This window comes from Burkholderia stagnalis (assembly GCF_039848545.1).
GTDB lineage: Bacteria > Pseudomonadota > Gammaproteobacteria > Burkholderiales > Burkholderiaceae > Burkholderia > Burkholderia stagnalis.
The window spans coordinates 981,643-1,008,427 of sequence record NZ_CP156685.1 but is presented as its reverse complement, the minus strand read 5'-3'; the positions used below and the strand labels follow the sequence as shown (position 1 = coordinate 1,008,427).

At 70.5% G+C, this 26,785-nt stretch carries 25 protein-coding genes; 10 read left to right on the top strand and 15 right to left on the bottom strand.

Going from position 1 to position 26,785, the window contains the following annotated elements; translation table 11 throughout:
- Nucleotides 1–90: 90 nt before the first annotated feature.
- On the top strand, nt 91–1,371 hold the full coding sequence (locus ABFO07_RS04790; RefSeq protein ID WP_060014587.1) for an amino acid deaminase: 1,281 nt from the start codon (nt 91–93) through the stop codon (nt 1,369–1,371).
- 133 nt (nt 1,372–1,504) lie between these two features.
- Nucleotides 1,505–2,086, top strand: coding sequence for a DJ-1/PfpI family protein (locus ABFO07_RS04785; protein WP_059804075.1), 582 nt, complete (start codon nt 1,505–1,507; stop codon nt 2,084–2,086).
- Nucleotides 2,087–2,111: 25 nt separating this feature from the next.
- Here ABFO07_RS04785 and ABFO07_RS04780 read toward each other — a convergent pair whose 3' ends face one another.
- Nucleotides 2,112–2,558 carry a MarR family winged helix-turn-helix transcriptional regulator gene (locus ABFO07_RS04780; RefSeq protein ID WP_059879987.1) on the bottom strand — a complete coding sequence of 149 codons (447 nt, stop codon included), beginning with the start codon at nt 2,556–2,558 and terminating at the stop codon, nt 2,112–2,114.
- A gap of 17 nt (nt 2,559–2,575) precedes the next feature.
- Nucleotides 2,576–4,171: an MDR family MFS transporter gene (locus ABFO07_RS04775; RefSeq protein ID WP_059566131.1), complete on the bottom strand. Its 1,596-nt coding sequence runs from the start codon at nt 4,169–4,171 to the stop codon at nt 2,576–2,578.
- Between the two features lie 106 nt (nt 4,172–4,277).
- Here ABFO07_RS04775 and ABFO07_RS04770 point away from each other — a divergent pair, with 106 nt between their 5' ends.
- Entirely contained in the window at nt 4,278–5,123 is an 846-nt protein-coding gene (locus ABFO07_RS04770) for an EcsC family protein (RefSeq protein ID WP_060014595.1), read from the top strand.
- Here the strand turns inward: ABFO07_RS04770 and ABFO07_RS04765 are convergent.
- Together ABFO07_RS04765 and ABFO07_RS04760 are read right to left on the bottom strand one after the other, a co-directional pair.
- The gene (locus ABFO07_RS04765; RefSeq protein ID WP_059958521.1) at nt 5,093–6,073 is read right to left on the bottom strand and encodes an alpha/beta hydrolase; all 981 of its coding nucleotides are present in this window, start codon (nt 6,071–6,073) and stop codon (nt 5,093–5,095) included. The two genes, ABFO07_RS04770 and ABFO07_RS04765, sit on opposite strands and share 31 nt — an antisense overlap.
- Nucleotides 6,074–6,162: 89 nt before the next feature.
- Nucleotides 6,163–6,597: a CHRD domain-containing protein gene (locus tag ABFO07_RS04760; protein ID WP_059566134.1), complete on the bottom strand. Its 435-nt coding sequence runs from the start codon at nt 6,595–6,597 to the stop codon at nt 6,163–6,165.
- Nucleotides 6,598–7,002: 405 nt separating this feature from the next.
- Here ABFO07_RS04760 and ABFO07_RS04755 point away from each other — a divergent pair, with 405 nt between their 5' ends.
- Nucleotides 7,003–7,968, top strand: a complete 966-nt coding sequence (locus tag ABFO07_RS04755; protein WP_059923395.1) for a hypothetical protein — start codon at nt 7,003–7,005, stop codon at nt 7,966–7,968.
- A 14-nt stretch (nt 7,969–7,982) separates the two neighbouring features.
- Here ABFO07_RS04755 and ABFO07_RS04750 read toward each other — a convergent pair whose 3' ends face one another.
- The 3 genes from ABFO07_RS04750 to ABFO07_RS04740 form a co-directional block, all read right to left on the bottom strand.
- Nucleotides 7,983–8,756 (bottom strand): class II aldolase/adducin family protein, encoded by a 774-nt coding sequence (locus ABFO07_RS04750; protein WP_347468451.1) that lies wholly within the window; start codon nt 8,754–8,756, stop codon nt 7,983–7,985.
- A 212-nt stretch (nt 8,757–8,968) separates the two neighbouring features.
- The gene (locus ABFO07_RS04745; protein ID WP_347468449.1) at nt 8,969–10,597 is read right to left on the bottom strand and encodes a phospholipase D family protein; all 1,629 of its coding nucleotides are present in this window, start codon (nt 10,595–10,597) and stop codon (nt 8,969–8,971) included.
- A 132-nt stretch (nt 10,598–10,729) separates the two neighbouring features.
- Nucleotides 10,730–11,449, bottom strand: coding sequence for a FadR/GntR family transcriptional regulator (locus tag ABFO07_RS04740; protein WP_059804095.1), 720 nt, complete (start codon nt 11,447–11,449; stop codon nt 10,730–10,732).
- Between the two features lie 126 nt (nt 11,450–11,575).
- Between ABFO07_RS04740 and ABFO07_RS04735 the strand changes: the two genes are divergently transcribed.
- The 4 genes from ABFO07_RS04735 to ABFO07_RS04720 are packed head-to-tail and all read left to right on the top strand — an operon-like array spanning nt 11,576 to nt 16,334.
- Entirely contained in the window at nt 11,576–12,388 is an 813-nt protein-coding gene (locus ABFO07_RS04735) for a (Fe-S)-binding protein (RefSeq protein WP_059923393.1), read from the top strand.
- The gene (locus ABFO07_RS04730) at nt 12,385–13,107 is read left to right on the top strand and encodes a LutC/YkgG family protein (protein WP_347468446.1); all 723 of its coding nucleotides are present in this window, start codon (nt 12,385–12,387) and stop codon (nt 13,105–13,107) included. Before ABFO07_RS04735 ends, ABFO07_RS04730 begins: the two co-directional genes overlap by 4 nt.
- On the top strand, nt 13,104–14,549 hold the full coding sequence (locus ABFO07_RS04725) for a LutB/LldF family L-lactate oxidation iron-sulfur protein (protein WP_059879922.1): 1,446 nt from the start codon (nt 13,104–13,106) through the stop codon (nt 14,547–14,549). Before ABFO07_RS04730 ends, ABFO07_RS04725 begins: the two co-directional genes overlap by 4 nt.
- A 51-nt stretch (nt 14,550–14,600) precedes the next feature.
- Nucleotides 14,601–16,334 (top strand): lactate permease LctP family transporter, encoded by a 1,734-nt coding sequence (locus ABFO07_RS04720; protein WP_347468444.1) that lies wholly within the window; start codon nt 14,601–14,603, stop codon nt 16,332–16,334.
- 109 nt (nt 16,335–16,443) lie between these two features.
- Here the strand turns inward: ABFO07_RS04720 and ABFO07_RS04715 are convergent, their stop codons facing one another.
- The 8 genes from ABFO07_RS04715 to ABFO07_RS04680 form a co-directional block, all read right to left on the bottom strand.
- A complete protein-coding gene (locus tag ABFO07_RS04715; RefSeq protein ID WP_059566141.1) occupies nt 16,444–17,205 on the bottom strand; it encodes a M48 family metalloprotease in 762 nt (253 codons plus the stop codon).
- A 173-nt stretch (nt 17,206–17,378) separates the two neighbouring features.
- The gene (locus ABFO07_RS04710; protein ID WP_059566142.1) at nt 17,379–18,491 is read right to left on the bottom strand and encodes a dihydrolipoamide acetyltransferase family protein; all 1,113 of its coding nucleotides are present in this window, start codon (nt 18,489–18,491) and stop codon (nt 17,379–17,381) included.
- Between the two features lie 2 nt (nt 18,492–18,493).
- The gene (locus tag ABFO07_RS04705) at nt 18,494–19,474 is read right to left on the bottom strand and encodes an alpha-ketoacid dehydrogenase subunit beta (protein WP_059566143.1); all 981 of its coding nucleotides are present in this window, start codon (nt 19,472–19,474) and stop codon (nt 18,494–18,496) included.
- Nucleotides 19,467–20,555 (bottom strand): pyruvate dehydrogenase (acetyl-transferring) E1 component subunit alpha, encoded by a 1,089-nt coding sequence (gene pdhA / locus ABFO07_RS04700; RefSeq protein WP_059906570.1) that lies wholly within the window; start codon nt 20,553–20,555, stop codon nt 19,467–19,469. Before pdhA ends, ABFO07_RS04705 begins: the two co-directional genes overlap by 8 nt.
- Nucleotides 20,556–20,873: 318 nt before the next feature.
- Complete coding sequence (locus ABFO07_RS04695) at nt 20,874–21,164, bottom strand: GYD domain-containing protein (protein WP_059566145.1); 291 nt, start codon at nt 21,162–21,164, stop codon at nt 20,874–20,876.
- A gap of 480 nt (nt 21,165–21,644) precedes the next feature.
- Nucleotides 21,645–22,427: a glycosyltransferase family 2 protein gene (locus ABFO07_RS04690; RefSeq protein WP_059906569.1), complete on the bottom strand. Its 783-nt coding sequence runs from the start codon at nt 22,425–22,427 to the stop codon at nt 21,645–21,647.
- Nucleotides 22,428–22,531: 104 nt separating this feature from the next.
- Complete coding sequence (gene fabG / locus ABFO07_RS04685; protein WP_059566147.1) at nt 22,532–23,248, bottom strand: 3-oxoacyl-ACP reductase FabG; 717 nt, start codon at nt 23,246–23,248, stop codon at nt 22,532–22,534.
- 106 nt (nt 23,249–23,354) lie between these two features.
- Nucleotides 23,355–23,618 carry a phosphopantetheine-binding protein gene (locus ABFO07_RS04680; RefSeq protein ID WP_196481525.1) on the bottom strand — a complete coding sequence of 88 codons (264 nt, stop codon included), beginning with the start codon at nt 23,616–23,618 and terminating at the stop codon, nt 23,355–23,357.
- A gap of 558 nt (nt 23,619–24,176) precedes the next feature.
- Here ABFO07_RS04680 and ABFO07_RS04675 point away from each other — a divergent pair.
- Together ABFO07_RS04675 and ABFO07_RS04670 are read left to right on the top strand one after the other, a co-directional pair.
- Nucleotides 24,177–24,833, top strand: a complete 657-nt coding sequence (locus ABFO07_RS04675; protein ID WP_059566148.1) for a hypothetical protein — start codon at nt 24,177–24,179, stop codon at nt 24,831–24,833.
- Nucleotides 24,834–24,893: 60 nt separating this feature from the next.
- A complete protein-coding gene (locus ABFO07_RS04670) occupies nt 24,894–26,780 on the top strand; it encodes an AMP-binding protein (protein WP_347468441.1) in 1,887 nt (628 codons plus the stop codon).
- Nucleotides 26,781–26,785: the final 5 nt, after the last annotated feature.

The following is a 26,785-nucleotide window of genomic DNA, read 5'->3' as shown; positions in this document are numbered from 1 at the left end:
ACTAAATAACATCACCGCGCCGATGCTACTTTCTGTACCATCGGCATGTCAACTTCAGTGCAATGCATATCAATGATGGAGCGGGATGACATGAAAGTTACAAACTATCAGGAAGCGACGATCGATCCGTTCGGCAAGGGCCTCGGCAATCTGCCGAGCGCGAGCGTGCCGCTCGCCGACGCGGGCCGCCTCGAGTGGAACCTGCTCGCGGAAGACGTCAGCCTGCCGGCCGCGGTGCTGTACGAGGATCGCATCGAGCACAACCTGAAGTGGATGCAGGCGTTCGTCCAGGAGTACGGCGTCAAGTTCGCGCCGCACGGCAAGACGACGATGGCGCCGCAGCTGTTCCGCCGCCAGCTCGACGCCGGCGCATGGGGCATCACGCTCGCCACGGCGCACCAGACCCAGGCCGCGTATCACGGCGGCGTGCGGCGCGTGCTGCTCGCGAACCAGCTGGTCGGCCGCCGCAACATGACGATCATCGCGGGGCTGCTGTCGGATCCCGATTTCGAGTTCTTCTGCCTCGTCGATTCGGCCGACGGCGTCGACCAGCTCGGCCGCTTCTTCGGCGAAGCGAAGAAGTCGATCAACGTGCTGCTCGAGCTCGGCGTGCCGGGCGGCCGCACCGGCGCGCGCGACGCCGCGCAGCGCGACGCGGTGCTCGCCGCGCTGGCCCGCTACCCGGACACGCTGAAGCTGGCCGGGATCGAACTCTACGAAGGCGTGCTGAAGGAGGAGGACGAGATCCGCACGTTCCTGCAGGGCGCGGTCGCGCTGACGCGCGAGCTCGCCGCGGCCGGCCGCTTTGCGCGCACGCCGGCGATCCTGTCGGGCGCGGGCTCGGCATGGTACGACGTGGTCGCGGAGGAATTCGCGAAGGCGTCCGACGCAGGCTTCGCGGAAGTGGTGCTGCGCCCGGGCTGCTACCTGACGCACGACGTCGGCATCTACAAGAAGGCGCAGACCGACGTGTTCAAGCGCAACCCGACCGCGCGCAAGATGGGCGAGGGCCTGCTGCCCGCGCTGCAGTTGTGGGCGTACGTGCAGTCGGTGCCGGAGCCGGACCGCGCGATCATCGCGCTCGGCAAGCGCGACTCGGCGTTCGACGCGGGCCTGCCCGAGCCGGCGCGCCATTTCCGGCCGGGCCGCGACACCGCGCCGCGCGACGTGGCCGCGGGCGAAGGCTGGGCGATCACCGGCCTGATGGACCAGCACGCGTACCTGCAGTTCCCGCCCGGCGCGGACGTGAAGGTCGGCGACATGGTCGCGTTCGACATCTCGCACCCGTGCCTGACGTTCGACAAGTGGCGCCAGCTGCTCGTGCTCGATCCGCAATTCCGCGTGAAGGAAGTGATCGAGACGTTCTTCTGAGATCCGCCGCGCGGCGGCCGCCCGGCCGCCCGAGCGGGCCGCCCCGCAACGGGGCGGCCGTCATGCCGGATTCGACCTGCCGGAGTACACTGCGCTTTCGTTCCGACCGTCCCCTCTTTCGCAGGAGAAAGCCATGGCAGCGAAGAAGATCCTGTTCCTGACCGGCGATTTCGCCGAAGACTACGAAACGATGGTGCCGTTCCAGGCGCTGCAGGCCGTCGGCCATCGCGTCGACGCGGTCTGCCCCGGCAAGCGGGCAGGCGACAAGATCAAGACCGCGATCCACGACTTCGAGGGCGACCAGACCTACACCGAGAAGCCCGGCCACCAGTTCACGCTGAACGCGACGTTCGACGATGTCGATGCGGCCCGCTACGACGCGCTCGCGATCGCGGGCGGCCGCGCGCCGGAATACCTGCGGCTCGATCCGAAAGTGATCGCGATCGTGCGCGCGTTCGCCGATGCGGGCAAGCCGATCGCCGCGATCTGCCATGCGGCGCAGCTGCTCGCCGCCGCGGACGTGATCCGCGGCAAGCGCATCTCGGCCTATCCGGCCTGCGCGCCCGAAGTGAAGCTCGCCGGCGGCGAGTATGCGGACATTCCGGTCGACGCGGCCGTCACCGATGCGCCGTTCGTCACCGCGCCCGCGTGGCCCGCGCACCCGGCGTGGCTCGCGCAGTTCCTCGCATTGCTCGGCACGCGCATCGAGCTGTAACGCCGTTCCCGCGGCGGCGGCGCGCTCAGCGCCCCGCCGGCGGCGGGCCGGCTTCCGCGATCCGCGCCTCCAGCATCGCGAGCGCGCCCGACAGCCCGTTCAGCACGTCGTCCGGGAGCTGCGCCACTGTCTTGTCGAGGAATGCCTTGCGGCGCGGCAGGCTCGCGTCGAATGCCGCGCGCCCGTCGTCGGTCAGCTTCACGTTCGTCACGCGGTTGTCGCGCGCGTCGGATTCGCGCTCGATCCAGCCGAGCGCCTCGAGCGCCTTCAGTTGGCGCGTGAGCGCGCCCGGGTCGATCCGCAGCACTTCGACGAGCCGCTTCTGCGACGCGTGGCCGTCCATCGTATTGAGCGCGACCATGATGCGCCAGCGCGGCATCGGCTGGCCGACGTGCGCCTCGAACGCGCTCATGAACGCGCGATAGGTTCGTCCGAACTGCTGCAAGATCGCGACGCGGTCCTGTTCTTCCATGCGCTGAATCTGTTCCTTCAATCGGCCAACGGGCCGGGTTCGATCTTGCGCCGCAGCGTAATCGGCGGCACGCGTCTGCATTGCCACACCGAAAACACCGCGACCGCCGCCGCCACCGCGACGCCCAGGTGAATCGCGCCGACCAGCGATTCGCGGGCCGCCTCGAGCAGCAGCGCGCCATTATGCCCGGCACGCGTCAGTTCGCTCACGAGACCGCCCTGCGCCGCGCGGTCGATCAGGATCTGCGGATCGGCGAGCCGCGCGTGCCACTGCAGCGCATGATCGGCCGCGAGCGCGTCGCGCACGCCGCCCGCGTACATCTGGTTGACGAGCGTGCCCGTCAGCGCGGTGCCGACCATCCCGCCCACCATCCGCAGCGACTGCAGCAGCGCGGTCGCGATGCCGAGGTGCTCGCGCCCGGCCGTCTGCTGCGCGAACACGGTGAGGTTCGGCAGCACGAAGCCGAGGCCGACGCCGCCCGCGACCATCAGCGCCATCAGCACCCAGCGCGGCGTGGCGTGCGTCGCCGCGACGACGCCGACGCAGGTGATCGCGAACAGCGCGAAGCCGACGTGCAGCATCGCGTTCGGATGGCGGATGCGGGTGACGACGCGGCCGTTCATGATGCTGCCGATCGTGATGAACACGACGAGCGGCGTGATCACGAGCCCGGCTTCCTTCGGCGACATGCCGAAGCCGCCCTGGAACAGCAGCGGCGCGTAGAACAGCAGCGAGAACATCGAGAAGCCGGCGAGGATCGCGAGCACGAACAGCGCGGACAGTGCGCGGTTGCCGAACATGTCGAACGGCAAAATCGGCTGCGCGCAGCGCTTCTCCCAGCGCCACAAACCGACGCCCGCGACGAGCGCGACGCCGAGCAGCAGCGTCGGCCAGCCGGCGATCCCGTATTTCGGCAGCCATTCGACGAACAATTGCAGCGCGCCGAGCGACAGCGCGATCAGGATCGCGCCCGGCCAGTCGAGCCGCATCTTCTCGTCGTGCTCGATATGGCGCAGGTGCGGCAGGTAGCGCCACACGAACAGCAGCGACAGGATCCCGACCGGCAGGTTCACGTAGAACACCGAGCGCCAGCCGAACGACTGGGTCAGCACGCCGCCGAGCGACGGCCCGATCGCGTTCGCGATGCCGAACGCGGAGCTCATCATCACCTGCCAGCGCAGCCGCACGACCGAATCGGGGAACAGGTCGGGAATGCACGCGAACGCGGTGCCGACCAGCATCCCGCCGCCGATGCCCTGCAGCCCGCGCGCGAGCACGAGCGACAGCATGTCGTTGGCCATCCCGCACAGCACCGACGCGGTGGTGAACAGCACGATCGACGCGATCACGAACGGCTTGCGCCCGTAATAGTCGCCGAGCCGGCCGAAGATCGGCACGGTGATCACCGAACTGAGCAGGTATGACGTCGCGACCCATGCATACAGGTCGAACCCTTTCAGCTCGGCGACGATCGTCGGCAGCGCGGTGCCGACCACGGTCTGGTCGAGTGCGACGAGCATCGTCACGAACGAGATCCCGATCATCGCCAGCAGCGACTCGCGGAACGGCAGGACTTGCCCGCTCGAATGGTGGGCGGCGGTATGGACGGCCATTTTTTGCTGAAACAACTTTTGACGAGTCAACAATTTGAAAATTCTAGCACGGCTGGAGTAACCTAGCTGACGGCCGACGGCTCGGCCCTGGCTGCAAGGGAGGAAGATGGAACCGATTTCAACCGGCGTCGCGACGACGCTGTCGGACGACGACCGCGACGTGCTGCGGCGCGCGAAGCAGGTGCTGGAAAGCCCGTCGCTGACGATGAAGCTGACGGGCCTGATCGGCGCGCCGGTGGAGAAGATGATCGGCCGGCTGCCGGATTTCGCGACCGGCAAGATCAACAACGCGACCCAGCTCGCGCTGCGCAAGTGCCTGAACCTCGCGCTGCGCACGCTCGGCAAGCCGCCGGCGCCGGACGTGGACACGCCCGACAAGCCGAGCAACCTGCTGCACAAGCTCGCGGTCGCGACGACGGGCGCGGCGGGCGGCGCGTTCGGCTTCCTCGCGCTGCCGGTCGAGCTGCCGGTGACGACGACGCTGATCTTCCGCTCGGTGTGCGACATCGCGCGCAGCGAGGGCGAGGACCTGTCGTCGGTGGATACGCAGCTGCAGTGCCTCGCCGTGCTCGGCATGGGCGGCAACCCGGACCGCAGCGAAGAGGATGCCGATCTCGGCTACTTCGTGCTGCGCGGCGCGCTCGCGCAGGCGATCTCGAAGGCATCGTCGGACATCACGTCGAAAGGCATCGCCGCGCACGGCTCGGCCGCCGTGTTCAAGCTCGTGCAGACCGTCGCGTCGCGCTTCTCGGTGCAGGTGACCGAACAGATGGCGGCCAAGTCGATTCCGGCGATCGGCGCGGTGCTCGGCGCGACCGTCAACACGCTGTTCATCGACCACTTCCAGCAGATGGCGCACGGCCACTTCGCCGTGCGCCGGCTCGAGCGCAAGTACGGCACGGCCGCCGTGAAGGCCGCCTATCAGGCGATCGACACCTCGCCCGCGCGCTGAACCGCGCGCTCGACCGCGACCCGGCGCAGGAACGCGGCCGCCCGATCGAGCGCCTGCCGCGATTCCGGCACCATCGGCGCATACAACTGCCAGACGTGCGGCATCTGCGGCCAGATCTCGATCTCGACCTGCACGCCGGCGGCCCTCGCCTTGTCGGCGACGCGGCGCGAATCGTCGAGCAGCACCTCGGTGCTGCCGACCTGGATGAACAGCGGCGGCAGCCCCGTGAAATCCGCATAGAGCGGCGACGCGTACGGGTGGGCGGCCGGCGTGTCGCCGAGATACAGCTTCGCCGCCTTGCCGAGCGCCGGGCCGGCGAACATCGGATCGATGCCGTCGTGCGTGCGCAGCGTCTCGCCGGTCGCCGCGAGATCGGTCCACGGCGAGAACAGGATCGCGCCGGCCGGCAGCGGCTCGCCGCGATCGCGCAGCGCGACGAGCGTCGCGAGCGCGAGGCCCCCGCCCGCCGAATCGCCGCCGAGCACGATCGACTCGGGCGGCGTGCCCGTCGCGAGCAGCCGGCGGTAGGCGGCGAGCGCATCGTCGAGCGCGGCCGGGAAGCGGTGCTCCGGCGCGAGGCGGTAGTCGAGCGAGAACGCGCGCACGCCCGCGCGTTTGGTCAGGCCGAACACGAGCGGGCGATGGGTCTTGGTCGAGCAGAAGTAGTAGCCGCCGCCGTGGAAGTACAGCAGCATGCGCCCCTGCGCGGTCCCCTGCCCGGACCCCTGCCCGGTCCGCCCGTCGACACGCTCGAGCCATTCGCCGCGCAGCGGCGCGTCGTCCGGGCCGTAGCATTCGCGCAGCCGATAGCCGGACGGCGCGCGGCGCGGCACGATCATCCGCCGGTCGGTAAAGCGCCGCGCGCGCGCCGGGTCGAGCACGGGACGCGTGGTCTCGGGGCGGAACTGCCAACGCAGCAGCCAGCAGGCGAGCTTGCTTTGCCAACTCATCGGACGCACTCCGTATCGGAAATGTGTCGATGGTACGTGCGGTCGCGCCCCGGACGCTCGACAGGTGCCTCTATATCAAACGCCGGCGCTCAGCCGGCCGGCAGCACCTGCCCGCGGATCTCGCCGGACGGATGCTCCTTCGTGTGCACGTTGAAATACCACTTGCCGGCCATCAGCTCGGTCACCTGGGTGTCGGTCAGTTCCTTCGAGCCCTTGATCGGGCTGGCGAGGCCGTCCTTCGGAATCGGCACCTGCACGCCCGCGTTCTGCCCGACCGGCGCCGGCCCGTGGAAATGCGCGGCGGTGGCCGGGCCGGTCAGGTTCTCGTAGGTCGCCGTCCATTGCAGCGTATGGGTGAGCGTGTCGTAAGTGGCGTCGACCGCGCCCGAACCCTTGCTCGTGGTCGGCGGCACCTCGCTCGACGGCTGCAGGTTGGCGGACAGGCGAACCGTTTCGGCCGCCGCGCTGCCGGCGGCCAGCACGCCCGCGAGTAACGCGACCTGAAGGATGCGCAGCTTCGTCATGGAATCTCCTTGTACGACCGTGTGCGCCATCCGGCGGATGGCGTCTCGCCCATGTTAGTCGATCGCCGCCCGCCGGTGCGACGTGCGGCCAGCCTGACGCGGCCAGGAACAGACCTTTGCAGGCGGACGCCTGAATCCGCGCGCGCCGTTTCGCTACACTTCTTCTCACAGTTGCTTGTTTCCTTCGTCCGAAGGAGTCTGCGAGTATTTACGCGGCCGCCCGGCCGCGTTTTTTTTGCCTGCCGGCCGACCGCCGCATCGTCACATCGCGCAATACGATCCTGTGGAAATCCGCATCGACACGCCGCCATTCGCGCGCGAAGATGGGGCCTTGTCGTCCCCCAGAGATGCATCGTGCCGACCCCTCGCTTGCCATCGAGAACGCGTCCCGTTCGCTTCCGCCCGGTGCTCGCGAGCGTCTGCACGCTCGCGGCACTTCATGCCGGGCCCGCGGCCGCCCAGGAATTCGGGCTGTTCGCCGGTTCGCTATGGGGCGGCGGCGGCCGCTCGTATGCGTGGGCCTTCGATTACCAGGAAGGATTGAGCCCGCACACCGCGATCGGCTTCACCTGGTACAACGAAGGGCATATCCCCAATCACCATCGCGACGGCCAGGCGATTCAATTCTGGGGGCGCTGGCCGCTCGAAAACCGCCGCTTCGTGCTGTCGGCGGGCGCAGGGCCATACCGCTACTTCGACACGGCCCCCGCCGGCGATGGCCGTGACTACTCGAATTCGCACGGCTGGGGCGTGCTGATGAGCGTACGCGCCGCGTACTACACGTCGGACCGCTGGGTCGCGCAGTTGCAGCTCAATCGCACGCAGGTGTTCCGCGGGCCGAACACCACGTCGGTGATGTTCGGCATCGGCTACCAGCTCGACGCGCCGGGCACGCCCGGCCCGCGCGACACGCCGCTGCCGCGCGCCGGCAAGGTCACGAACAACGAGGTGACCGCGATGCTCGGCGAAACGATCCTCAACAGCCGCTCGTCGCCGTCGACGCTCGGCGGCAGCATCGAATACCGGCGCGGCCTCACCCGCACGGTCGACTGGACCGCGACGTGGATGTATGAAGGCGCGAAGCAGGCCGTGCGCCGCAACGGCGTCGCATCGCAGCTCTGGCTCACGCGCGCGTTCCTGAACGACGCGCTCACGCTGTCGGCCGGCGCGGGCGCCTACTTCACGGTGAACCAGCGCAACTTCAGCGGCCAGCCGGGCCCCGGCGACGGCACCGTGTCGGGGATCGTGTCGATCTCGGCCAGCTACCGGCTCTCCGAGCGCTGGCTCACGCGCGTCACGTGGAACCGGGTCGTCACGCGCTACAACCGCGACACCGACGTGATCCAGGCCGGCCTCGGCTACCGCTTCTGAACGCGCACGGCGCGTCAGCTCCGGTATCCCGGATCGATGCGATCGACGATGCGCTGCAGTGCGTCGAACGCATCCTGCCCCGCGCCGTGCTTCGGGTCGAAGTTCAGCGAATCGCGCACGCAGGCTTCGAGCACCGGCGGCGCGATCGGCAGCGCGTCGTCGATCGCGTGCGTCGCGACCTGCACCTCGCACGCGCGATTGAGCAGCCACATCAGCGAGAACGTCTGCGCGAGCGTGTGCCCGATCGTCACCGGCCCGTGGTTCCTCAGCAGCAGCACCGGCCGCCCGCCCGCGCTCGCGACGATGCGCCGGCCCTCGTCGAGATGCACGGTGATCCCCTCGAAGTCGTGGTACGCGACCTTGCCGTACAGCTGCGCCGCGTAGAAATTCGAGAACGACAGGCCGCCGCGCGAACAGCACACGGCCATCGCGGGCGTCGTGTGCACGTGCATCACGCAATGCGCGTCCGGCAGCGCCGCGTGGATCGCACTGTGGAACGTGAAGCCCGCCGGGTTGATCGGCCAGTCGGAATGGCCGATCACGTTGCCGTCGAGATCGACCTTGACCAGGTTCGACGCGCAAACCTCGCGGTAGTGCAGCCCGAACGGATTGACCAGGAAGTGCCCGTCGGCGTCCGGCACGCGCAGCGAGATGTGGTTGTAGATCAGCTCGGTCCAGCCGAGATGGTCGAAGATGCGGTAGGCAGCCGCCAGCTGCACGCGCGCCTGCCATTCGGCGTCGGAGAAGCGGGCGGGACGGGAAAACGGCTGGTTCGGTACGCGTTGCATGCGGGGGCTCCGGTTGAGCAGGCGCGCGCAGCCGGGCGAACGCGGCGTCACACGTCGTCTCCTGGCGCCGGACGCGGCGAGCGCCGGCGCATGTTCGTCTCGCCGCCCGGCCGCCGCGCGCATCGCGCGCGCGGCATCCGGCGGCACCGCCACGATCGCCAGATCGTTGCGCGCACAACCATATCACCTTTCCGGGCGCGCCGGAACCGGCCCTATAACTGATCGTCGACCGGCAGCAGCATGAACATGCCGGTCAGCACGTTGCGCAGCAGCCCCGCGTCCGGATCGACGTGATAGGTGTGCGGCGCGCCGTTGTCGGTCGCGGTCCAGACCAGCTCGGAAGCGCCGGGCCCCGACGGCGCGGCGAGCTGCACGCGATAGCTCTCGTCCGGCTGCGTCACCCGCGCGAAAATCGTCGCGACCTGCTGCGCGAGCGCCGGGCTGCGGATCACCAGCGCAAGCTCGGTGTTCAGATGCGCGGAACGCGGATCGAGGTTCAGCGAGCCGATCACGAGGGTGCGCCGGTCGATCACGTACGCCTTCGCGTGCAGGCTCGCCCGCGAGCGCGAACCGAACAGGCGCGCGGGCTGCTGGCGCGGCTGCGACTTGAATTCGTACAGCTCGACGCCGCGCTGCAGCAACGGCACGCGGTACGGGGCGTAGCCGGCCTGCACGGCCACCGCGTCGGTCGCGGCGAGCGAGTTGGTGAGGATCGCGACCCGCACGCCGCGCGCGGCCGTATCGCCGAGGATCTTCACACCCGCGTCGTGCGGCACGAAATACGGCGAGAACGCGAGCACCTCCTGCTGCGCGTCGCGCATCAGCTCGACGAGGCGCCGCATCGGCGGGCTCACGTAGCTGTCGGTGGGCCGCGCGACCTTGTCCGGCGCATCGGCCTTGAATTCGGCCGGCGCCCATACGAGCCCGAGCTCGTCGCGCGCGATCTGCCGCGCGAGCGGCGTCGCGTTCAGCGGCTTCGCGTTGTACGGCTCGGCGTAGGTGCGCCAGTGCGCTCGCAGCTCGTCGCGCATCGCGTCGACGTCCTTCGGATCGAAGGACTGATGATTCAGCACCCGCAGCGGATAGCTGCTCGCGCTCGCCCAGTACGCGTCGAAGCTCGCGGAGATGTCCCGCGTCACCGGGCCGGCCGCGAGCACGTCGAGGTCGCGGAACTGCAGCGTCGGGCTCGCGCTGAAATATTCGTCGCCGAGATTGCGGCCGCCGACGATCGCGAGCCGGTTGTCCGCGATCATCGCCTTGTTGTGCATCCGGCGCGTGAAGCTGTCGATCCGCGTGAAGAAATTCGCGGTGCGCCGCATCACGCCCTGCTGCGCGGCGCCGAACGGATTGAACACGCGGATCTCGATGTTCGCGTGCGTGTTCAGCGCGGCCATCACGCGGTCGATGTCGCGGAAGTTCAGGTCGTCGATCAGCATCCGCACCCGCACGCCGCGATCGGCCGCGTACAGCGCGGCGGCGAGCAGCAGCTTGCCGGTCGTGTCCTCGGTCGCGATGTAGTACTGCATGTCGAGCGTCTTCGTCGCCGCGCGCGCAAGCGCGATGCGCATCTGCAGCGCCTCGGCGCCGCCCGCCAGCAGGCGGAACCCCGACTGGCCCGGATGCGCGGCCTCGGCCGCGGCGAGCGCGTCGCGCAACGGCGTCGCGACGTCGGCGGACAGCGCGGACGAAACGGGCCGGTCGAGCGTGGTGGCGGGGGGATGGGTCGCGCAGGCGGACACGAGCGGCAGCAGTGCGGAGACGGCCAGCGCGCGGGCCGCCTGTCGGCATGCGGCGTGCCATGACCGGACGAACGGCTCGCGCCGGATGAGGGACGTAGACACAGGGCTTCCTGGGCAGGGCGGATCAACGCAGCCGCGCCTGCCGCGGCGCGCGGCCGACGGGCGCTTCCAGTCGATTCTAAGTGGCGCCGGACAGCACGGTCAATCGCGCCGGCCGGCGTGGTCCGACCAATTTCAGCCGGCGTGGCCGCGCCGCTCGAAATGGCTGCGCACGTAGTCGATATGGGTCTGCATCGCCGTGCGCGCCTCCTCGGGCCGATGCGCGCAGATCGCGTCGCAGACGGTCCGGTGCTGCCGCAACAATTGGTCCGACGCGCCCGCATCCTCCTGCGTCATGCCGGCCGCGTTGACCGTGATGTGCTCGCGCAGCATGCCGATCACGCTGGTATGCAGGTGCAGGAACATCGTGTTGTGCGACGCGCGCGCGATCGCCTCGTGCAGCTTCGAGTCGGTCGCCACTTCCACGGCCCGGTCGTCGTTCGCGTGGGCGGTTTCCAGCTCGCGCAGCAGCGCGCGGATCCGCCGGCGGTCGCTCGCGTCGGCGCGCAGCGCGGCGAAATACGCGGTCGCGCCCTCCAGCACGCGGCGGAACTCGAGGATGTCGTCGCGCAGCGCCGGATGGTCGGCCACGAGCTGCCCCCACGGCGACGCGATGCCCGCGCGCAGCTGATCCGTCACGTACACGCCCGCGCCGCGCCGGCTCTGCAGCAGCCCCCGCGCGGCGAGCCGCTGGATCGCCTCGCGGATCGTGTTGCGCGCAACACCGTACTGCTCGGCGAGCACCCGCTCGGCCGGCAGGCGCGTGCCGGCCGGCCACGTGCCGTCGAGCAGCGCCGTCTCGAGCTTGCGCATCACCACTTCGGTGCGGCCGCGCGCCGTCATGCCTGCTGCCATCGTCGGGTCTCCGGAATGCCTCGGCGCACGATTGGCCCAACCAATTTGAGCTGCGGCGCCGTCGCGGGAATTATGCAGCGAAACCGCCGTCCCGCGTGCCGGGCCGCCGTCCACCTGGAGCGAGACATGCACCCGAGGCAATACCCCACGGCCGCGCCCGCGGACGCCTATCTGTTCGCGACCTGCCTGGTCGACCTGTTCGTGCCTGACGCGGGCCTTGACGCGGTGCGGCTGCTCGAGCGCGAGGGCCTGACCGTCCATTATCCGCGCGGCCAGAGCTGCTGCGGGCAGCCCGCGTACAGCAGCGGCAATCCCGATGAAGCCCGCCGCGTCGCCGCCGCGCAGCTCGACCTGTTCGCGCAGCCGTGGCCGGTGATCGTGCCGTCCGGTTCGTGCGCCGGCATGATGCGGCACCACTGGCCGGCGCTGTTCGCCGACGATCCCGTGAACGGCCCGAAGGCCCGCGCGATCGCCGAACGCGTGTACGAACTCGCCGAATTCCTCGTGCACGTACTCGGCGTGCGGCTCGATGGCGCCACCGCTGCCGATGCAGCCGCCGCGCAGCCGGACGAGCGCGTGGTGCTGCACACGTCGTGCGCGGCGCGCCGCGAAATGGGCACGCGCACACACGGCGTCGCGCTCGTCGACGCGCTGCCCGGCGTGACCCGCATCGAGCACGAACGCGAATCCGAATGCTGCGGCTTCGGCGGCACGTTCTCCCTCAAGCATCCCGACATCTCCGGCGCGATGGTGCGCGACAAGGTCGCGTCGGCCTGCGCGACCGGCTGCGACCGGCTCGTGTCCGCCGACTGCGGCTGCCTGCTGAACATCGGCCATGCGGCCGCGAAGGCCGGCGCGCCGCTGCCGGTCGAGCACCTCGCGAGCTTCCTGTGGCGCCGCACGGCCGGCGCCGCGTCGCTGCGCGGAGACGACCGATGAGCGCCCGCGACGCGATCCTCGCGCGGCTGCGCGCCGCCGCGCCGGGCGCCGATGCCTCCGCCGCAGCCAGCCTCGACACGCGCATCGACACCCATTACGCGGCGCGGCGCACGGCGGCCGCCGCCGATCCGCACACGCTCGCGCACGCGATGCAAACCGCGCTCGCCGCGTCGCACGCGGACGTCTGGTGCGCGGATGCCGCAGCGTGGCCCGCGCAGCTCGCCGGGCGCCTCGCCGCGGCCGGCGTGCGCCGGCTGCTGCTCGACCCGGCGCGCGCCGAATCGGCCGCCCTCGCCCGCGCGCTGCCCGATGCGGTCGCGGCCGTGCCGTTCGACCGGCCGATCGACGCGTGGAAGGCCGAGCTGTTCGACACGATCGACGCCGGCTTCACGGTCGCGCGCTCGGGCATCGCGGCAACCGGCACCGTCGTGCTCGCGCCCGACGCCGGCACGCCGCGCACCGTGTCGCTGGTGCCGCCGCTGCACGTCGCGCTCGTCCATGCGCACACGCTGCATGCGGACCTGCACGCGGCCGCGCACGCGGAGCGATGGCACGAAGGCATGCCGACGAACCTGGTGCTGGTGTCCGGCCCGTCGAAGACCTCCGACATCCAGCAGACGCTCGCCTATGGTGCGCACGGCCCGCGCCGGCTGTGGGTCGTGATCGTCGCCGGGCCCGACACCGCCGACCGGCCCGCTTCGCAAGGAACCGCGCGATGAGCGACCAGCCCCTGCATTTCGTCGCCCCCGGCGACTTCAAGGCGCGTGCGCGCGCCGCGCTCGACGATCCGAAGCTGCGCGCCAGCTTCCGCGGCGCGATGGATTTCCTGCAAGGCAAGCGCGCGGCCCAGTTCCCCGACGACACCGAGCTGCAGCCGTTGCGCGATCTCGGCGAAGCGGTGCGGCAGCACGCGCTCGCGCGGCTGCCGGCGCTGCTCGAGCAGCTCGAGGCGAAGCTGACCGCAGCCGGCGTGCATGTGCACTGGGCCGCGAACGCCGACGACGCGAACGCGATCATCCTCGGCATCGCGCAGGCGAAGAAGGCGCGCCGCGTGATCAAGGGCAAGTCGATGGCGAGCGAGGAGATCGAGCTGAACCATTACCTTGCCGGGCACGGCGTCGACTGCATCGAATCCGACATGGGCGAATACATCGTCCAGCTCGCCGGCGAGAAGCCGTCGCACATCGTGATGCCCGCGATCCACAAGACGCGCGGCGACATCGCCGAACTGTTCGAGCAGCACATCCCGGGCGCGCAGTACACGGAAGACGTCGACACCCTGATCCAGACCGGCCGCCGCGCGCTGCGCCAGGCGTTCGTCGACGCGGACATCGGCCTGTCCGGCGTGAACTTCGCGGCCGCCGACACCGGCACGCTGTGGCTCGTGGAGAACGAAGGCAACGGCCGCCTGTCGACGACGGTGCCCGACACGCACATCGCGATCATGGGCATCGAGAAGGTCGTCGCGAAGCTCGAGCACATCGTGCCGCTGTCGAGCCTGCTCACGCGCTCGGCCACCGGCCAGGCGATCACGACCTACTTCAACCTGATTTCCGGCCCGCGCCGCGACGGCGAACGCGACGGCCCGCGCGAGCTGCACGTCGTGCTGCTCGACAACGGCCGCACGCAGGCGTACGCGGACGAGCAGCTGCGCGCGACGCTGCAATGCATCCGCTGCGGCGCGTGCATGAACCACTGCCCCGTCTACACGCGGATCGGCGGCCATGCGTACGGCACGACCTACCCGGGCCCGATCGGCAAGATCATCTCGCCGCACCTGCTCGGCCTCGACGCCACCGCCGACCTGCCGAGCGCGTCGACGCTGTGCGGCGCGTGCGGCGAGGTCTGCCCCGTGCGGATTCCGATCCCGCAGCTGCTGGTGCGGCTGCGCACCGAGGCGAACCGCAAGCCGGACGAGCCGGTCGCGCACCCGCTGCGCGGCCAGGGCGCGAACTACAGCCGCGCGGAAGACCTCGTTTGGCGCTTCTGGTCCGGCGCGTTCGCGCATCCGCGCGCGTACCGCGCGTTCCGCTGGGCGGCGACGCGGCTGCGCGCGCTCGCGCCCGCGAAGCAGCTGGGCTGGACGCAGCACCGCACGCCGCTCGAACCCGCGCCGCGCAGCCTCGCCGACCTGCTGCGCGCGCGCGGCCAGCCCGAGTAGCCCCGTTTTCGACCCGACCCATACCACTAGAGATACATGGAGGAGACAACCATGCAGGCCTGGCACCAGATCTACACGCCGCTCGGCAGCCTCGGGCTGTCGGCGTTCGCCGCCGCGATCCCGATCATCTTCTTTTTCATCGCGCTCGCCGCGTTGCGCCTGAAAGGGCACGTCGCCGCCGCGATCACGCTGCTGCTGTCGCTCGGCGTCGCGATCGTCGCGTACCGGATGCCGGTGCCGCAGGCGCTCGCGGCGGCCGGCTTCGGTTTCGCGTACGGCCTCTGGCCGATCGCGTGGATCATCGTCGCGGCGGTGTTCCTGTACAAGATCGTCGTGAAGACCGGCCAGTTCGACATCATCCGCGCGTCGGTGCTGTCGATCACCGACGACCAGCGGCTGCAGATGCTGCTGATCGGCTTCTCGTTCGGCGCGTTCCTCGAGGGCGCGGCCGGCTTCGGCGCGCCCGTCGCGATCACGGCCGCGCTGCTCGTCGGCCTCGGCTTCCGCCCGCTGCACGCGGCCGGGCTGTGCCTGATCGCGAACACCGCGCCGGTCGCGTTCGGCGCGATGGGCATTCCGATCATCGTCGCCGGGCAGGTCACCGGCATCGACGCGTTCCACATCGGCGCGATGGCCGGCCGGCAACTGCCGCTGCTGTCGCTCGCGGTGCCGTTCTGGCTGGTGTTCATGATGGACGGGCTGCGCGGCGTGCGGCAGACCTGGCCGGCCGCGCTGGTCGCGGGCGGCAGCTTCGCGATCACGCAGTACTTCACGTCGAACCACATCGGGCCCGAGCTGCCGGACATCACGTCGTCGCTGGTCAGCCTCGTCGCGCTCGCCGCGTTCCTGAAGGTCTGGCAGCCGAGCAGCGCGAAGCAGGCGGCATGCGGCGCGGCCGCAGCGGGCGGAGCGGTCGCGCTCGCGGGCTTTGGCGGCGGCGTCGGCGGCAACCTCGGCAACAACTTCAGCAGCAACTTCGGCGCGCCGCAAAGCCGCCAGGCGTCGCCGTACACGCTCGCGCAGACGGTGCGCGCGTGGTCGCCGTTCCTGATCCTGACGGGTGTGGTCACCGTGTGGAGCCTCGCGCCGTTCAAGGCGCTGTTCGGCCCGCACGGCGCGCTCGCCGCGACGGTGCTGAAGTTCAAGGTGCCGGCGCTCGACCAGCTCGTGATCAAGGCCGCGCCGATCGTCGCGACGCCGAAGGCGCTCGACGCGGTGCTGAAGATCGACCTCGTGTCGGCCGTCGGCAGCGCAATCCTCGTGACCGCGCTGATCTCGATGGTGCTGCTGCGGATGAAGCCGCGCGACGCGCTCGTCACGTTCGGCGAGACGCTGCAGGAACTCACGCGCCCGATCCTGTCGATCGGCCTCGTGCTCGCCTTCGCGTTCGTCGCGAACTACTCGGGGATGTCATCGACGCTCGCGCTGATGCTCGCGGGCACCGGTGCCGCGTTCCCGTTCTTCTCGCCGTTCCTCGGCTGGCTCGGCGTGTTCCTGACCGGCTCGGACACCTCGTCGAACGCGCTGTTCTGCTCGCTGCAGCAGGCCACCGCGCACCAGCTCGGCCTGCCGGAGACGCTCGTGGTCGCCGCGAACACGACGGGCGGCGTGACCGCGAAGATGATCTCGCCGCAGTCGATCGCGGTCGCGTGCGCGGCGACGGGCCTCGTCGGCAAGGAGTCGGAGCTGTTCCGCTTCACGGTGCGGCACAGCCTGCTGTTCGCGGTGATCGTCGGGCTGATCACGCTCGCGCAGGCGTACGTGCTGCCGGGGATGGTGCCGTGATCGCCAAGGCCCGCGCCTGAAAAGACAAAACCCCACGCTCCGGAGAACGTGGGGTTTTGTCTTGCGGACGGATGCGCCGGCGTGGCCGGCGCATCGATCAGCCGCCCGATCAGTTGCCCTTCGCGATGCGGCTCTGGATGTGCTCCGCGCGGCTCGTCGACGACGGGTGCGAGCTCAGCATCGAGCTCTTGCCGCCGTCCAGCTTCGCAAGCTTCTGGAACGACGTGACGAGGCCCTTCTGGTTCATGCCCTTCTGCTTGAGCAGGTCGAACGAGTAGTCGTCCGCCGCGCTTTCCTGCGACTGCGAGAACTGCGCGTTGATGAACTTCTCGGTGATGTCGCCGAGCTGCGAGCTGCTCAGCGCCGCGACGCCGGGCGACGCCGCGCCGGCCGCGCTGCGCGCCGCGCTCACCGCGTACGCGGTCTGCATCGCCTTCTTCGAGTGGCCGAGCGCGACGTGGCCCATTTCATGGCCGATCACGCCGCGCAGCTCGTCGTCGTTCATCATGTCCATCAGGCCGCTGTAGACGCGCACGCAGCCGTTGCCCATCGCCCACGCGTTGACGTCCTTGGTCAGGTAGACCTTGTAGTTGATCTGCTGGCCGTTCAGCGTCATGTCGCCGAAGCCCTTCATCACCTTCGTCAGGCGCTTCGCGTAGGCGCTGTTCGCCGGCGCGATCTTCGATTCGGCGTCGCTCGACTTGCACGAGTCGTTCGACAGCGCGGCGATGTCCGCATCCGACAGCGTCGCCGCCTTCAACAGGTCCGAACCCGCCGACGTCAGGCTGTTCGCATCGAGGCCCTGCACACCGCCGCACGCGCTCAGCAGGAACGCCACGCCACACGCCGCAACCGCTTTCTTCAACTGCATCTGTCTACCCTCGGTGGTTGTAATTAGGAAGCGGCGATTTTGCATAAGTCGGCAGAAAATTACCAGCTGTTTACATCGGATGACAGGTCGATTACTTGCGCGGAACGCGTCAATCGACGCGTTCCGGCAGCCATTGCGTTGCAGAAATGATGAAAAGCGCGAAGCGGCGCCGCCTACTCCGCCGCCTGCAGGTCGGCGATCGCCGCCGCGAGAAAGCGCGCCGCCTCGCCGCCGGTCACGACGCGATGGTCGAAGGTCAGGCTGAGCGGCAGGATCCGGTGCACGGCGGCCGCGCCGGCGACCGGCACGACGCCGTCGTGGATGCGCCCCGCGCCGAGGATCGCGACCGTCGGCGGCACGACCACGGGCGCCGCGTACTTGCCGGCGATCATCCCGAAGTTCGACAGCGTGATCGTGTTGCCGCGCAGCTCCTCCGGCGGAATCTTGCGCGCGCGGATGTCGTCGCGCATCCGGTCGAGGCCGGCCCGCAGGTCGGCGGCGTCGCGATGCGCGACGTCGCGCAGCACCGGCACGAACAGGCCCTCGGGCAGGTCGACCGCGATGCCGACGTCGATCTTCGCGAGCACGTGCCGCCGCCCCGTATGCCCCTCGTACCACGCGTTGAGCACCGGCTCCGCGCGGCAGCCGGCCACCAGCGCGCGGATCAGCCGGATCGTCACGTCGGTGCGCGGCGCCCACGCGTGGATGTCGGCGTCGTCGATCACCGTGGCCGCCGCGACCTCGCTCTGCGCGCGCGCCATGTTCTGCGCCATCGCGCGCCGCACGCCGCGCAGCACCTCCGCCGGCCCGACCTCGGCGAGCACCTTCGCGACCCGCTGCACGTCGGCCGCGGTGATCACGCCGTCCGCGCCCGACGGCGTGACCATCGCGAGATCGACGTCGAGCTTGCGCGCGAGCGCGCGCACCGCGGGCATCGCCTTGATCGCCCCCGCGCCGCCGGGGCCCGCGCCGAGCGCCGCCGGCGCGTCGTGCACGACCTGCGCGCCCACCTCGACCTTGCCGACCACGGTGCCGGCATCCGCGTCGTCGCCGTCGCCCTCGAATGCGACGAGCGGCGCGCCGAGATGCACGATGTCGCCGGCCAGCCCGAACAGCTTCGCGATGCGGCCCGCCTGCGGCGACGGGATGTCGACGATCGCCTTCGCGGTCTCGACCGACAGCAGCGGCTGGTCGGTGTCGATCGTGTCGCCCGCCTTCACGTGCCATTCGACGATTTCCGCTTCCTGCAGCCCTTCGCCGAGGTCCGGCAGCTTGAAGATCTTCATGGTCAGGAAGCCTCCAGCGTCTTGCGCGCGGCGTCGAGAATCCGCTCGACGCTCGGCAGGTATTGGTTTTCGAGGCGGAACAGCGGCACGACCACGTCGTAGCCCGTCACGCGCTGCACCGGCGCGAGCAGCGAATACAGCCCGCGCTCGGCGATCAGCGCGGCGATCTCCGCGCCGAGGCCCGCGGTGCGCGGCGCCTCGTGCACGATCACGCAGCGGCCCGTTTTCGCGACCGACGCGAGGATCGTGTCGGCATCGAGCGGCTTGAGCGTCGCGACGTCGATCACCTCGGCCATCACGCCGTCCTGCGCGAGCCGGTCGGCGGCCGCCTGCACTTCCTGCAGCGCCGCGCCCCAGCTCACCAGCGTGAGATCGGCGCCGTCGCGCAGCGTGAAGCAGGTGTCGAGCGGCAGCGCCTCGCCGTCGTCCTCCACCGGCTGCCGGAACAGCCGGTACAGGCGCGTCGGCTCGAGGAAGATCACCGGGTCCGGATCGCGGATCGCGGCGAGCAGCAGCCCGTATGCGCGCGCGGGCGACGACGGCATCACGACGCGCAGCCCCGGGATGTGCGCGAACAGCGCCTCGGGGCTTTCGGAGTGATGCTCGGGCGCATGGATGCCGCCGCCGCACGGCGAGCGGATCACGAGCGGGCACGACAGCCGGCCGCGCGTGCGGTGCCGCAGCCGCGCCGCGTGGTTGAGCACCTGGTCGACGACGGGGTAGATGAACCCCGTGAACTGGATCTCGGCGACCGGCCGCAGCCCCATCGCGGCCATCCCCACCGCGGTGCCCGCGATCGCCGTTTCCGCGAGCGGCGTGTCGATCACGCGCTCGGCGCCGAAGCGCAACTGCAGGTCGACGGTCGCGCGGAACACGCCGCCGTTCACGCCGATGTCCTCGCCGAGCAGCACCACCGACGGATCGTTCGCGAGCTCGAACGCGAGCGCGCGATTGACCGCTTCGACCAGGTTCAGGTCAGCCATGATGGTTCCCCGTGGCCGGCGCGAACGCGAGCGCCGTGTCGAGTTGTTCGCGCAGCGCGCGCGGCAGCGTCGCGTACAGGTGATCGAACATCGCCGACGCGCCGGGCGGCGCGACGGCCAGGTATTCCTGCACGGCCGCCTCGACCTGCGCGTAGCAGGCCTTGCCGAGCTCGGTGTCCTGCGCCTTGTCCCACACGTTCATCCGCGTCAGGTACGTGCGCAGCCGCACGAGCGGTTCGCGCTCCCATTGCCGCGCGACCGTGTCGGCGTCGCGATAGCGCGTCGCGTCGTCGGCGGTCGTGTGATCGCCGAGCCGGTAGCTGAGCGCCTCGACGAGCGTCGGGCCGCCGCCGCGGCGCGCCTTGTCGATGGCCTCGGCCACGACCTGCCGCACCGCGATCACGTCGTTGCCGTCGACCTGCCGGCCGTCGATGCCGGCCGCGATCGCCTTCTGCGCGAGCGTCTGCGCGGCGGTCTGCCGCGTGCGCGGCACCGAGATCGCCCACTGGTTGTCGTTGACGACGAGCACGAGCGGCGCCTGCCACACGCCCGCCATGTTCATCGCTTCGTAGAAATCGCCCTTGGAGGTGCCGCCGTCGCCGCAGATCGACACCGCGACGCGTGGCTCGCGGCGCAGCATGAACGCATACGCGGCGCCGGCCGCGTGGCACACCTGGGTGCCGATCGGCACGCAGTTCGGGAAATCGTGGCGCGCCGCGCGAAAATCGCTGCCGCGTTCGTCGCCGCCCCAGTACAGCAGGCTCTCGGCCATCGTGACGCCGCGCAGCAATTGCGCGGCATGGTCGCGGTACGACGGGAACAGCACGTCGTCGGTCTGCATCGCGCTCGCGAGGCCCACGCCGACCGCCTCCTGCCCGACCGACGACGCGAACGTGCCGAGCTTGCCGGTGCGCTGCAGCGCGATCGCCTTTGCGTCGAACGCGCGGGTCAGCACCATCGCGCGATAGAGCGGCAGCAGCGCCGCGGGATCCTGCGCGAACGCGGGAAACGGCTGCACCGGCTCGCCGTCGGGCCCCAGATACTGCGTGTAGTCGACATGAAAACGCGCGACCGTGCTCATGACTCGCCTCCGTGCGGGTGCGAAGCCTGACGGCGCGTCCGTCGATGCGGCGCGGCTCGGTGAAGTGCTGCCGCCGAGGCGCGCGCGCGACGCGGGCTGGCTCCCCTTCCGGCCCTTTGACCGTCCTTCAACCTTAGTCACTAATCGGGTGAAAGCAAGTCGGGACTGTACGCACGGCGGGGTGTGACGCGGTGCGGCATGCGTGGCCGTCCGGCATGCCAAAGAAAGCGCACACGCCGCGAATCCGCCTGCCGCGTCGATCGACGCGTGCCCCGGTCAGCGGAACCGGCATGCGCGCACGAGTGCTGCCTGCGTGTGCTACATCTTCGCGAGGATGTCGCCGACCTCGGCGCTCGTGAACGCGCGCAGCGTCTGCGTGCGGACGTTGCCCGCCGAGCCGAGCGCGAAGCCGAATGCGGTGAGGCTCTGCTCGTCCGGCGCTTCGATGATCGTGACGATGTCGAACGCGCCCAGCGTCCAGAACACTTCCTTCATTTCGCAGCCGAAACTCCGGGCCATCTCCGCCACCTGTCCGGCGCGCTGGCGCGTGTTCTTGATGGTGCGGATGCCCTGATCCGTGAAGTTTGCGAGAACTACATAAGTCGCCATGACGATTCCCCCTACGATTGAACCGAGTCGGAACTGCCTGCGCGCGAGCGGTAACGCACACGCCCTGGCGACGGCGTCAGCGGCGCCGCGTCGCGCGTATCTGGATTCTAGGCACCGGGATCGCCGGTGAAAGACGATCTGGATCAATCGCCGAGAAAGTTCGGGGGGTGAGGTCTGTTCACGCTAATGACGGGCTTGCGCTGGCCGCCGGAAGGGCCGGGCGCAACGAACGTGACGCAGCGAATACCGGGCGTATTCGCAACGAGCATCACGCGGCGCTCGGCCCTTCCGGCGGCCAGCCCCACGAATGAATTTAAAGTCAGGGGGACGTGCGTTGCCGGCCGCATTGCGGCGTCGCGCGTCGCTTGTTTGGCTCGGCCAGACGGCGCTCCTTGCGCCTTGCATGCGCCCCGAAGGAAGTCCCCTGGTGGGACAGCCGGCAAGGCACGTTCGCAAGCCCGTTCTTAGCGTGAACAGACCCTAGGCCGTTTGCCGGCCGCGCCGCATCAGGCGCCGCGCGATCAGCAGCGGCAGCCGCGGCACGAAGCCCGCGAGGAGCCGCAGGTGCATCCACGTGAGCAGCAGGTTGTCGCGCCCGTAATGGAAATGCGACACCCCGCCCTCGTGCGCGCGGAAGTAGCGCACCGGCGCATCGATGCGGATCGGCCGCACGCCGGCCCAGCACATCCGCACCGCGGCTTCCGGGTCGAAATCGAAGCCGCGCATCCACGGCTGGCGATGCATGATCGCCGCGAGCGGCGCGACCGGATACACGCGAAACCCGTACAGCGAATCGCCGATGCCGGCCCACAGCGTCTCGACGTCCGCCCATACGTTCGACAGCCGCCGCCCCTGCACGCGCAGCTGCGGCGCGCTCGCGTCGAAGCGCGGCATGCCGAGCACCATCGCGTCGGGCGCGGCCTGCGACGCGGCCATGAAGCGCGGGATCAGGTCGGCCGGATGCTGGCCGTCGGAATCCATCGTCAGCACGTGCGTGAAACCGCTCGCGGCAGCCGCGTCGAGCCCCGCGAGCACCGCCGCGCCCTTGCCGCGGTTCTGCGGCAGCACGATCACGCGCAGCCCCGGATCGCGCGCCGCCATCGCCTGCAGGCGCTCGGCGCTGCCGTCCGTGCTGCCGTCGACGACGACCCATACCGGATTCCACTGCGCACGCGCGCTGCGCACGGTCGCGTCGACCTTGACGCCCGGGTTGAAGCTCGGGATCAGCACGAGATGGGTGGATGAAGCGCACGGCGTGGACATGGCAGCGGCCGAAGGCGAAGGCAAAGGCAAAGGCGAAGACACGGATCCTGTCGAAATTCTATGACCTGCCGATGGCCGGCGGCAGGTGTCGTCGATGCTCGCCGTCATGCGAGACCGCCATTGACGGACAGCACCTGCCCCGTCACGTAGGCCGCCGCATCGGACACGAGATACGCGACCATGCCCGCGACTTCGTCGGGCCGCCCGGCGCGCTGCGCGGGCACGAGCTGCTTGATGCGTTCGGCCGGAAACGCGTGCTCGGCCATCGGCGATTCGATGATGCCGGGCGCGACCGCGTTCACGGTGATGCCGCGCGACGCGAGCTCCATCGACAGCGATTTCGTCGCACCGATCAGCCCGGCCTTCGCGGCCGCGTAGTTCGCCTGCCCGCGGTTGCCGGTCACGCCCGCGACCGACGCGATGTTGACGATCCGCCCGCGGCGCGTGCGGATCATCGGCAGCAGCAGCGGCTGCGTGACGTTGAAGAAGCCGTTGAGCGACACGTCGATCACGCTGCGCCATTGCTGCCGCGTCATGCCGGCCAGCGGCGCGTCGGCATGGATGCCCGCGTTGTTGACGAGGATCTGCACCGGCGCGTCGGCGAGCACGCGCGCGAGCGCGGCGTCGGTCGCGTCGGGGTCGGTCACGTCGAACGCGATCGCATGCGCGGCGCCGCCCGCCGCGACGATCCGCTGCGCGACCGCTTCGGCCTGCGCGAGATGGCGGTTCGCGTGCACCCACACTTCATGGCCGGCCGCGGCGAGCGCTTCGCTGATCGCCTGGCCGAGTGCGCCGCTGCCGCCCGTCACGAGCGCCCGCATCGACTGCCTCCTCCCATTCGGATTCCACCTTGATCGACGCGGCGGCGCAGCGAACGCTGCGCACGCCGCCGCGTGCCGTTGTCATCGATTGCGCGCAGCGCCGGCGTCACTTCGCGCGGTGCGCCGCGACGTACGCGGCGAGCGCGCCGAGCGTCGCGAAGATCCGTTCGTTATCCGGATTGTCCGAGCGCAGCTCGAAGCCGTACTTCTTCGAGATCAGCAGCGCGATTTCCAGGATGTCGATGGAGTCGAGCCCGAATCCTTCCCCATACAGCGGGGTATCGGCGTTCACCGTATCGAGCGGCACGTCTTCGAGATTCAGTTCGCCGACGATCAGCGTGGCGAGCTCTTGTTCCAGTGCGTTCATCATGCTTGCAAGACAGGCAGCACCCGGCAGCGGAAGGCGCATGGAAACGGCGACGCGCGTGCATGCGGCGCGCGCCCGTGGCCGTCCCGTCGGCGTCTGCCGGCTACCCCGCCCGCGTAATTTGGGGATCGTTAGGTAAAAGTACGGCGGATTCTAGTCGATGGGTATAGGGACGTATACGGCGAAAGGGTTACAGACGTGCGGGGCGCGCCGCACGGCATTTCGGGACGCGAACGCAGCGAATGCCTGAGCCGCTTTGGGCGCACCTGCATCGGGCGCGCGGCGTGGCGCGCGCGACGCCATACATTCGGTTACAAAACCTGCCTGCGCAGGGCAGGAAGACACCGTGCCGGGGCCCTAGAATGTGCATGCCACGATAGCCGGCCGGACCCGCGTTCCGGCCGCCATTCATATGACGATTAACGGCCCGACGACCGCCCTTCGCCCCCGCTCCGCCTCGACGCATTCCGCCCTGCCGCGCCTGCCCGCCCGCCGCGTTCCCGCCGCTGTCGCGGCGCGCGGCCGTGCCGTGGCCGCGCGCCGTTCGCCCGGAGCCGTGCGATGAGCGCGGCGCGGCGCATCGCGCACGGCGTCCTGGCGGTGGGCGCGGTGATCGCCTACCAGGCCGGCGCGCACTACGCGGCCGCGACGCCCGGCGCGCACGCGCTGGGGCTCGCGATGGCGCTCGTGCCGCCGCTGCTGCTCGCGCTCGGCGCCGCGTGGCGCTCGCCCCGGCGCGCGTGGCTCGTGCCGGCCTGGACGCTCGCCGCCGCGGCGCTGTGGGCCGCGCGCGAGCCGCTCGCACGGCATTTCGGCTGGGGGCTCTATCTGGAGCACCTGAGCTTCAACGTCGCGATGGCGCTGCTGTTCGGCCGTACGCTGGCGGCCGGGCACGTGCCGCTGTGCACGCAGTTCGCGACGCTGATCCACGGCACGGCGACGCCGGCCGTCGCGCGCTATACGCGGCAGATCACGGTGGCGTGGACGCTGTTCTTCGTCGCGACCGCCGCCGTGTCGACGCTGCTGTTCGCGACCGCGTCGATCGTCGCGTGGTCGACGTTCGCGAACTACCTGTCGCTGCCGCTCGTCGCCGTGATGTTCGCGGCCGAGCATGCGTGCCGGCGCTTCGCGCTGCCGCACGAGCCGCGGCCGCGCATGCTCGACGCGGTGCGCGCGTACCGGCAGGCGACGCAGGCCGGCGCGGGCCCCGCACGATGAATTCACGGCCCGCGCGGCGTTGTGCGCCGCGTGGGCCCCGCTTGTGTTTCCGAACCTGTTATGCCGAGTTACCCGCTGGTATTTCATTCGTCCCCGGACCAGACGATCGCCTGGCGCGACGGCACGCCCGTCACCGTGCGCGCGTTCGTCGCCGACGTCGCCCGCGTGGCCGCCGCGCTGCCCGCGGGCGGCCACGTGCTCAACGTGTGCCGCGACCGCTACCGCTTCACGGTCGGCCTGTGCGCGGCGCTCGTCGCGCGCAAGGTCAGCCTGCTGCCGCCGTCGCTCGCGCCGGATGCGGTTCGCCAGCTCGCGGCGTTCGCGCCCGACGCATTCTGCCTGCACGACGCGCCCGACTGCGGGATCGACCTGCCGCGCTTCGCGTATCCGGATGCTGCGGCGGCCGATGCCGCGCTGGCCGATTCCGTGCCGCCCGACGCCGTGCCGGTCGATACCGTGCCGCCCGATGCCGCTCCGGCCGACGCCGCGCCGGTCGATACCGTGCCGCCCGATGCCGCGCTGGCCGATTCCGTGGCCGCCGACGACGCACCGCTCGACATCCCCCGGATCGATGCCACGCAGGTCGTCGCCTGCCTGTTCACCTCCGGCTCGACCGGCGCGCCGGTGCCGCACCGCAAGACCTGGGGCACGATGGTCGGCTGCGCGCGCGCGGCGGCCGAGCGTCTCGGGCTGCTCGACGGCCGCGCGTACACGCTGGTCGGCACGGTGCCCGCGCAGCACATGTACGGCTTCGAATCGACGGTGCTGCTCGCGCTGGCCGGCGGGCTCGCATTCAGCAACCGCCTGCCGTTCTACCCGGTCGACATCCGCCACGCGCTCGACGCGGTGCCGCAGCCGCGCGTGCTCGTCACGTCGCCGATCCACCTGCGCGCGCTGCTGGCGTCCGGGCGCGCGCTGCCGCACGCCGCGCGCGTGCTGTCGGCCACCGCGCCGCTCGCGCAAGCGCTCGCGCGCGACGCCGAGGCCGCGCTCGGCGCGCCGCTCGTCGAGATCTACGGCAGCACCGAGACCGGCCAGATCGCGACGCGCCGTACCGCGCAGGGCGCGGCATGGGAGCCGATGCCCGGCATCCGGCTTGAGGCGCGCACCGCCGAGGGCGACGACAACGGCCCGACCGTCTGGGTATCCGGCGCCCACGTCGAACCGCCGGTGCCGATGGGCGACACGCTCGCGCTGCTCGACGACGGCCGCTTCCTGCTGCAAGGCCGCAAGGCGGACCTGATCAACATCGCCGGCAAACGCACGTCGCTCGCCTGCCTGAATCACCAGTTGAACGCGATCCCGGGCGTCGTCGACGGCGTGTTCTTCATGCCGGACGACGCGCCATCCGCTGCACCCACCGCAGGCGCGGCGGGCGCCGAGCCCGTCACGCGCGTCGTCGCACTGGTGGTCGCGCCGACGCTCTCGGCCGCCGGCCTGCAGCGCGCGCTGCGCGAGCGGATCGACCCTGCGTTCATGCCGCGCCCGCTGGTGTTCGTCGACGCGCTGCCGCGCAACGAGACGGGCAAGCTGCCGCGCGACGTGCTCGCGGCGCTCGTCGCGCGGCACGCGCGCGCCGCCGCGACTGCTGCGCCCGCCGCCGCACCCGCTTGCTCCACCACGGATGCCCGCGCCGCCACCTTCACGATCCCCGCCGACCATCCGGCGCTGCCCGGCCACTTCCCCGGCCACCCGATCGTGCCGGGCGTCGTGCTGCTCGATCATGCGATCACCGCGATCCGCGCGGCGCTGAACCGGCCGCTGCACGCGTGGCGGCTCGGCTCGGCGAAATTCCCGAGCCCGGCCGCGCCCGGCGAGCCGCTCGATCTCGCGTTCGACGCGGCCGCGAGCGGCGCGATCCGCTTCACGGTGCGCGCCGGGCGCCGCGACGTCGCGACGGGCGTGCTGTCCGCGCCGCCGGCCGCGCGCGAGGAGGCACCCGCATGAAGCGC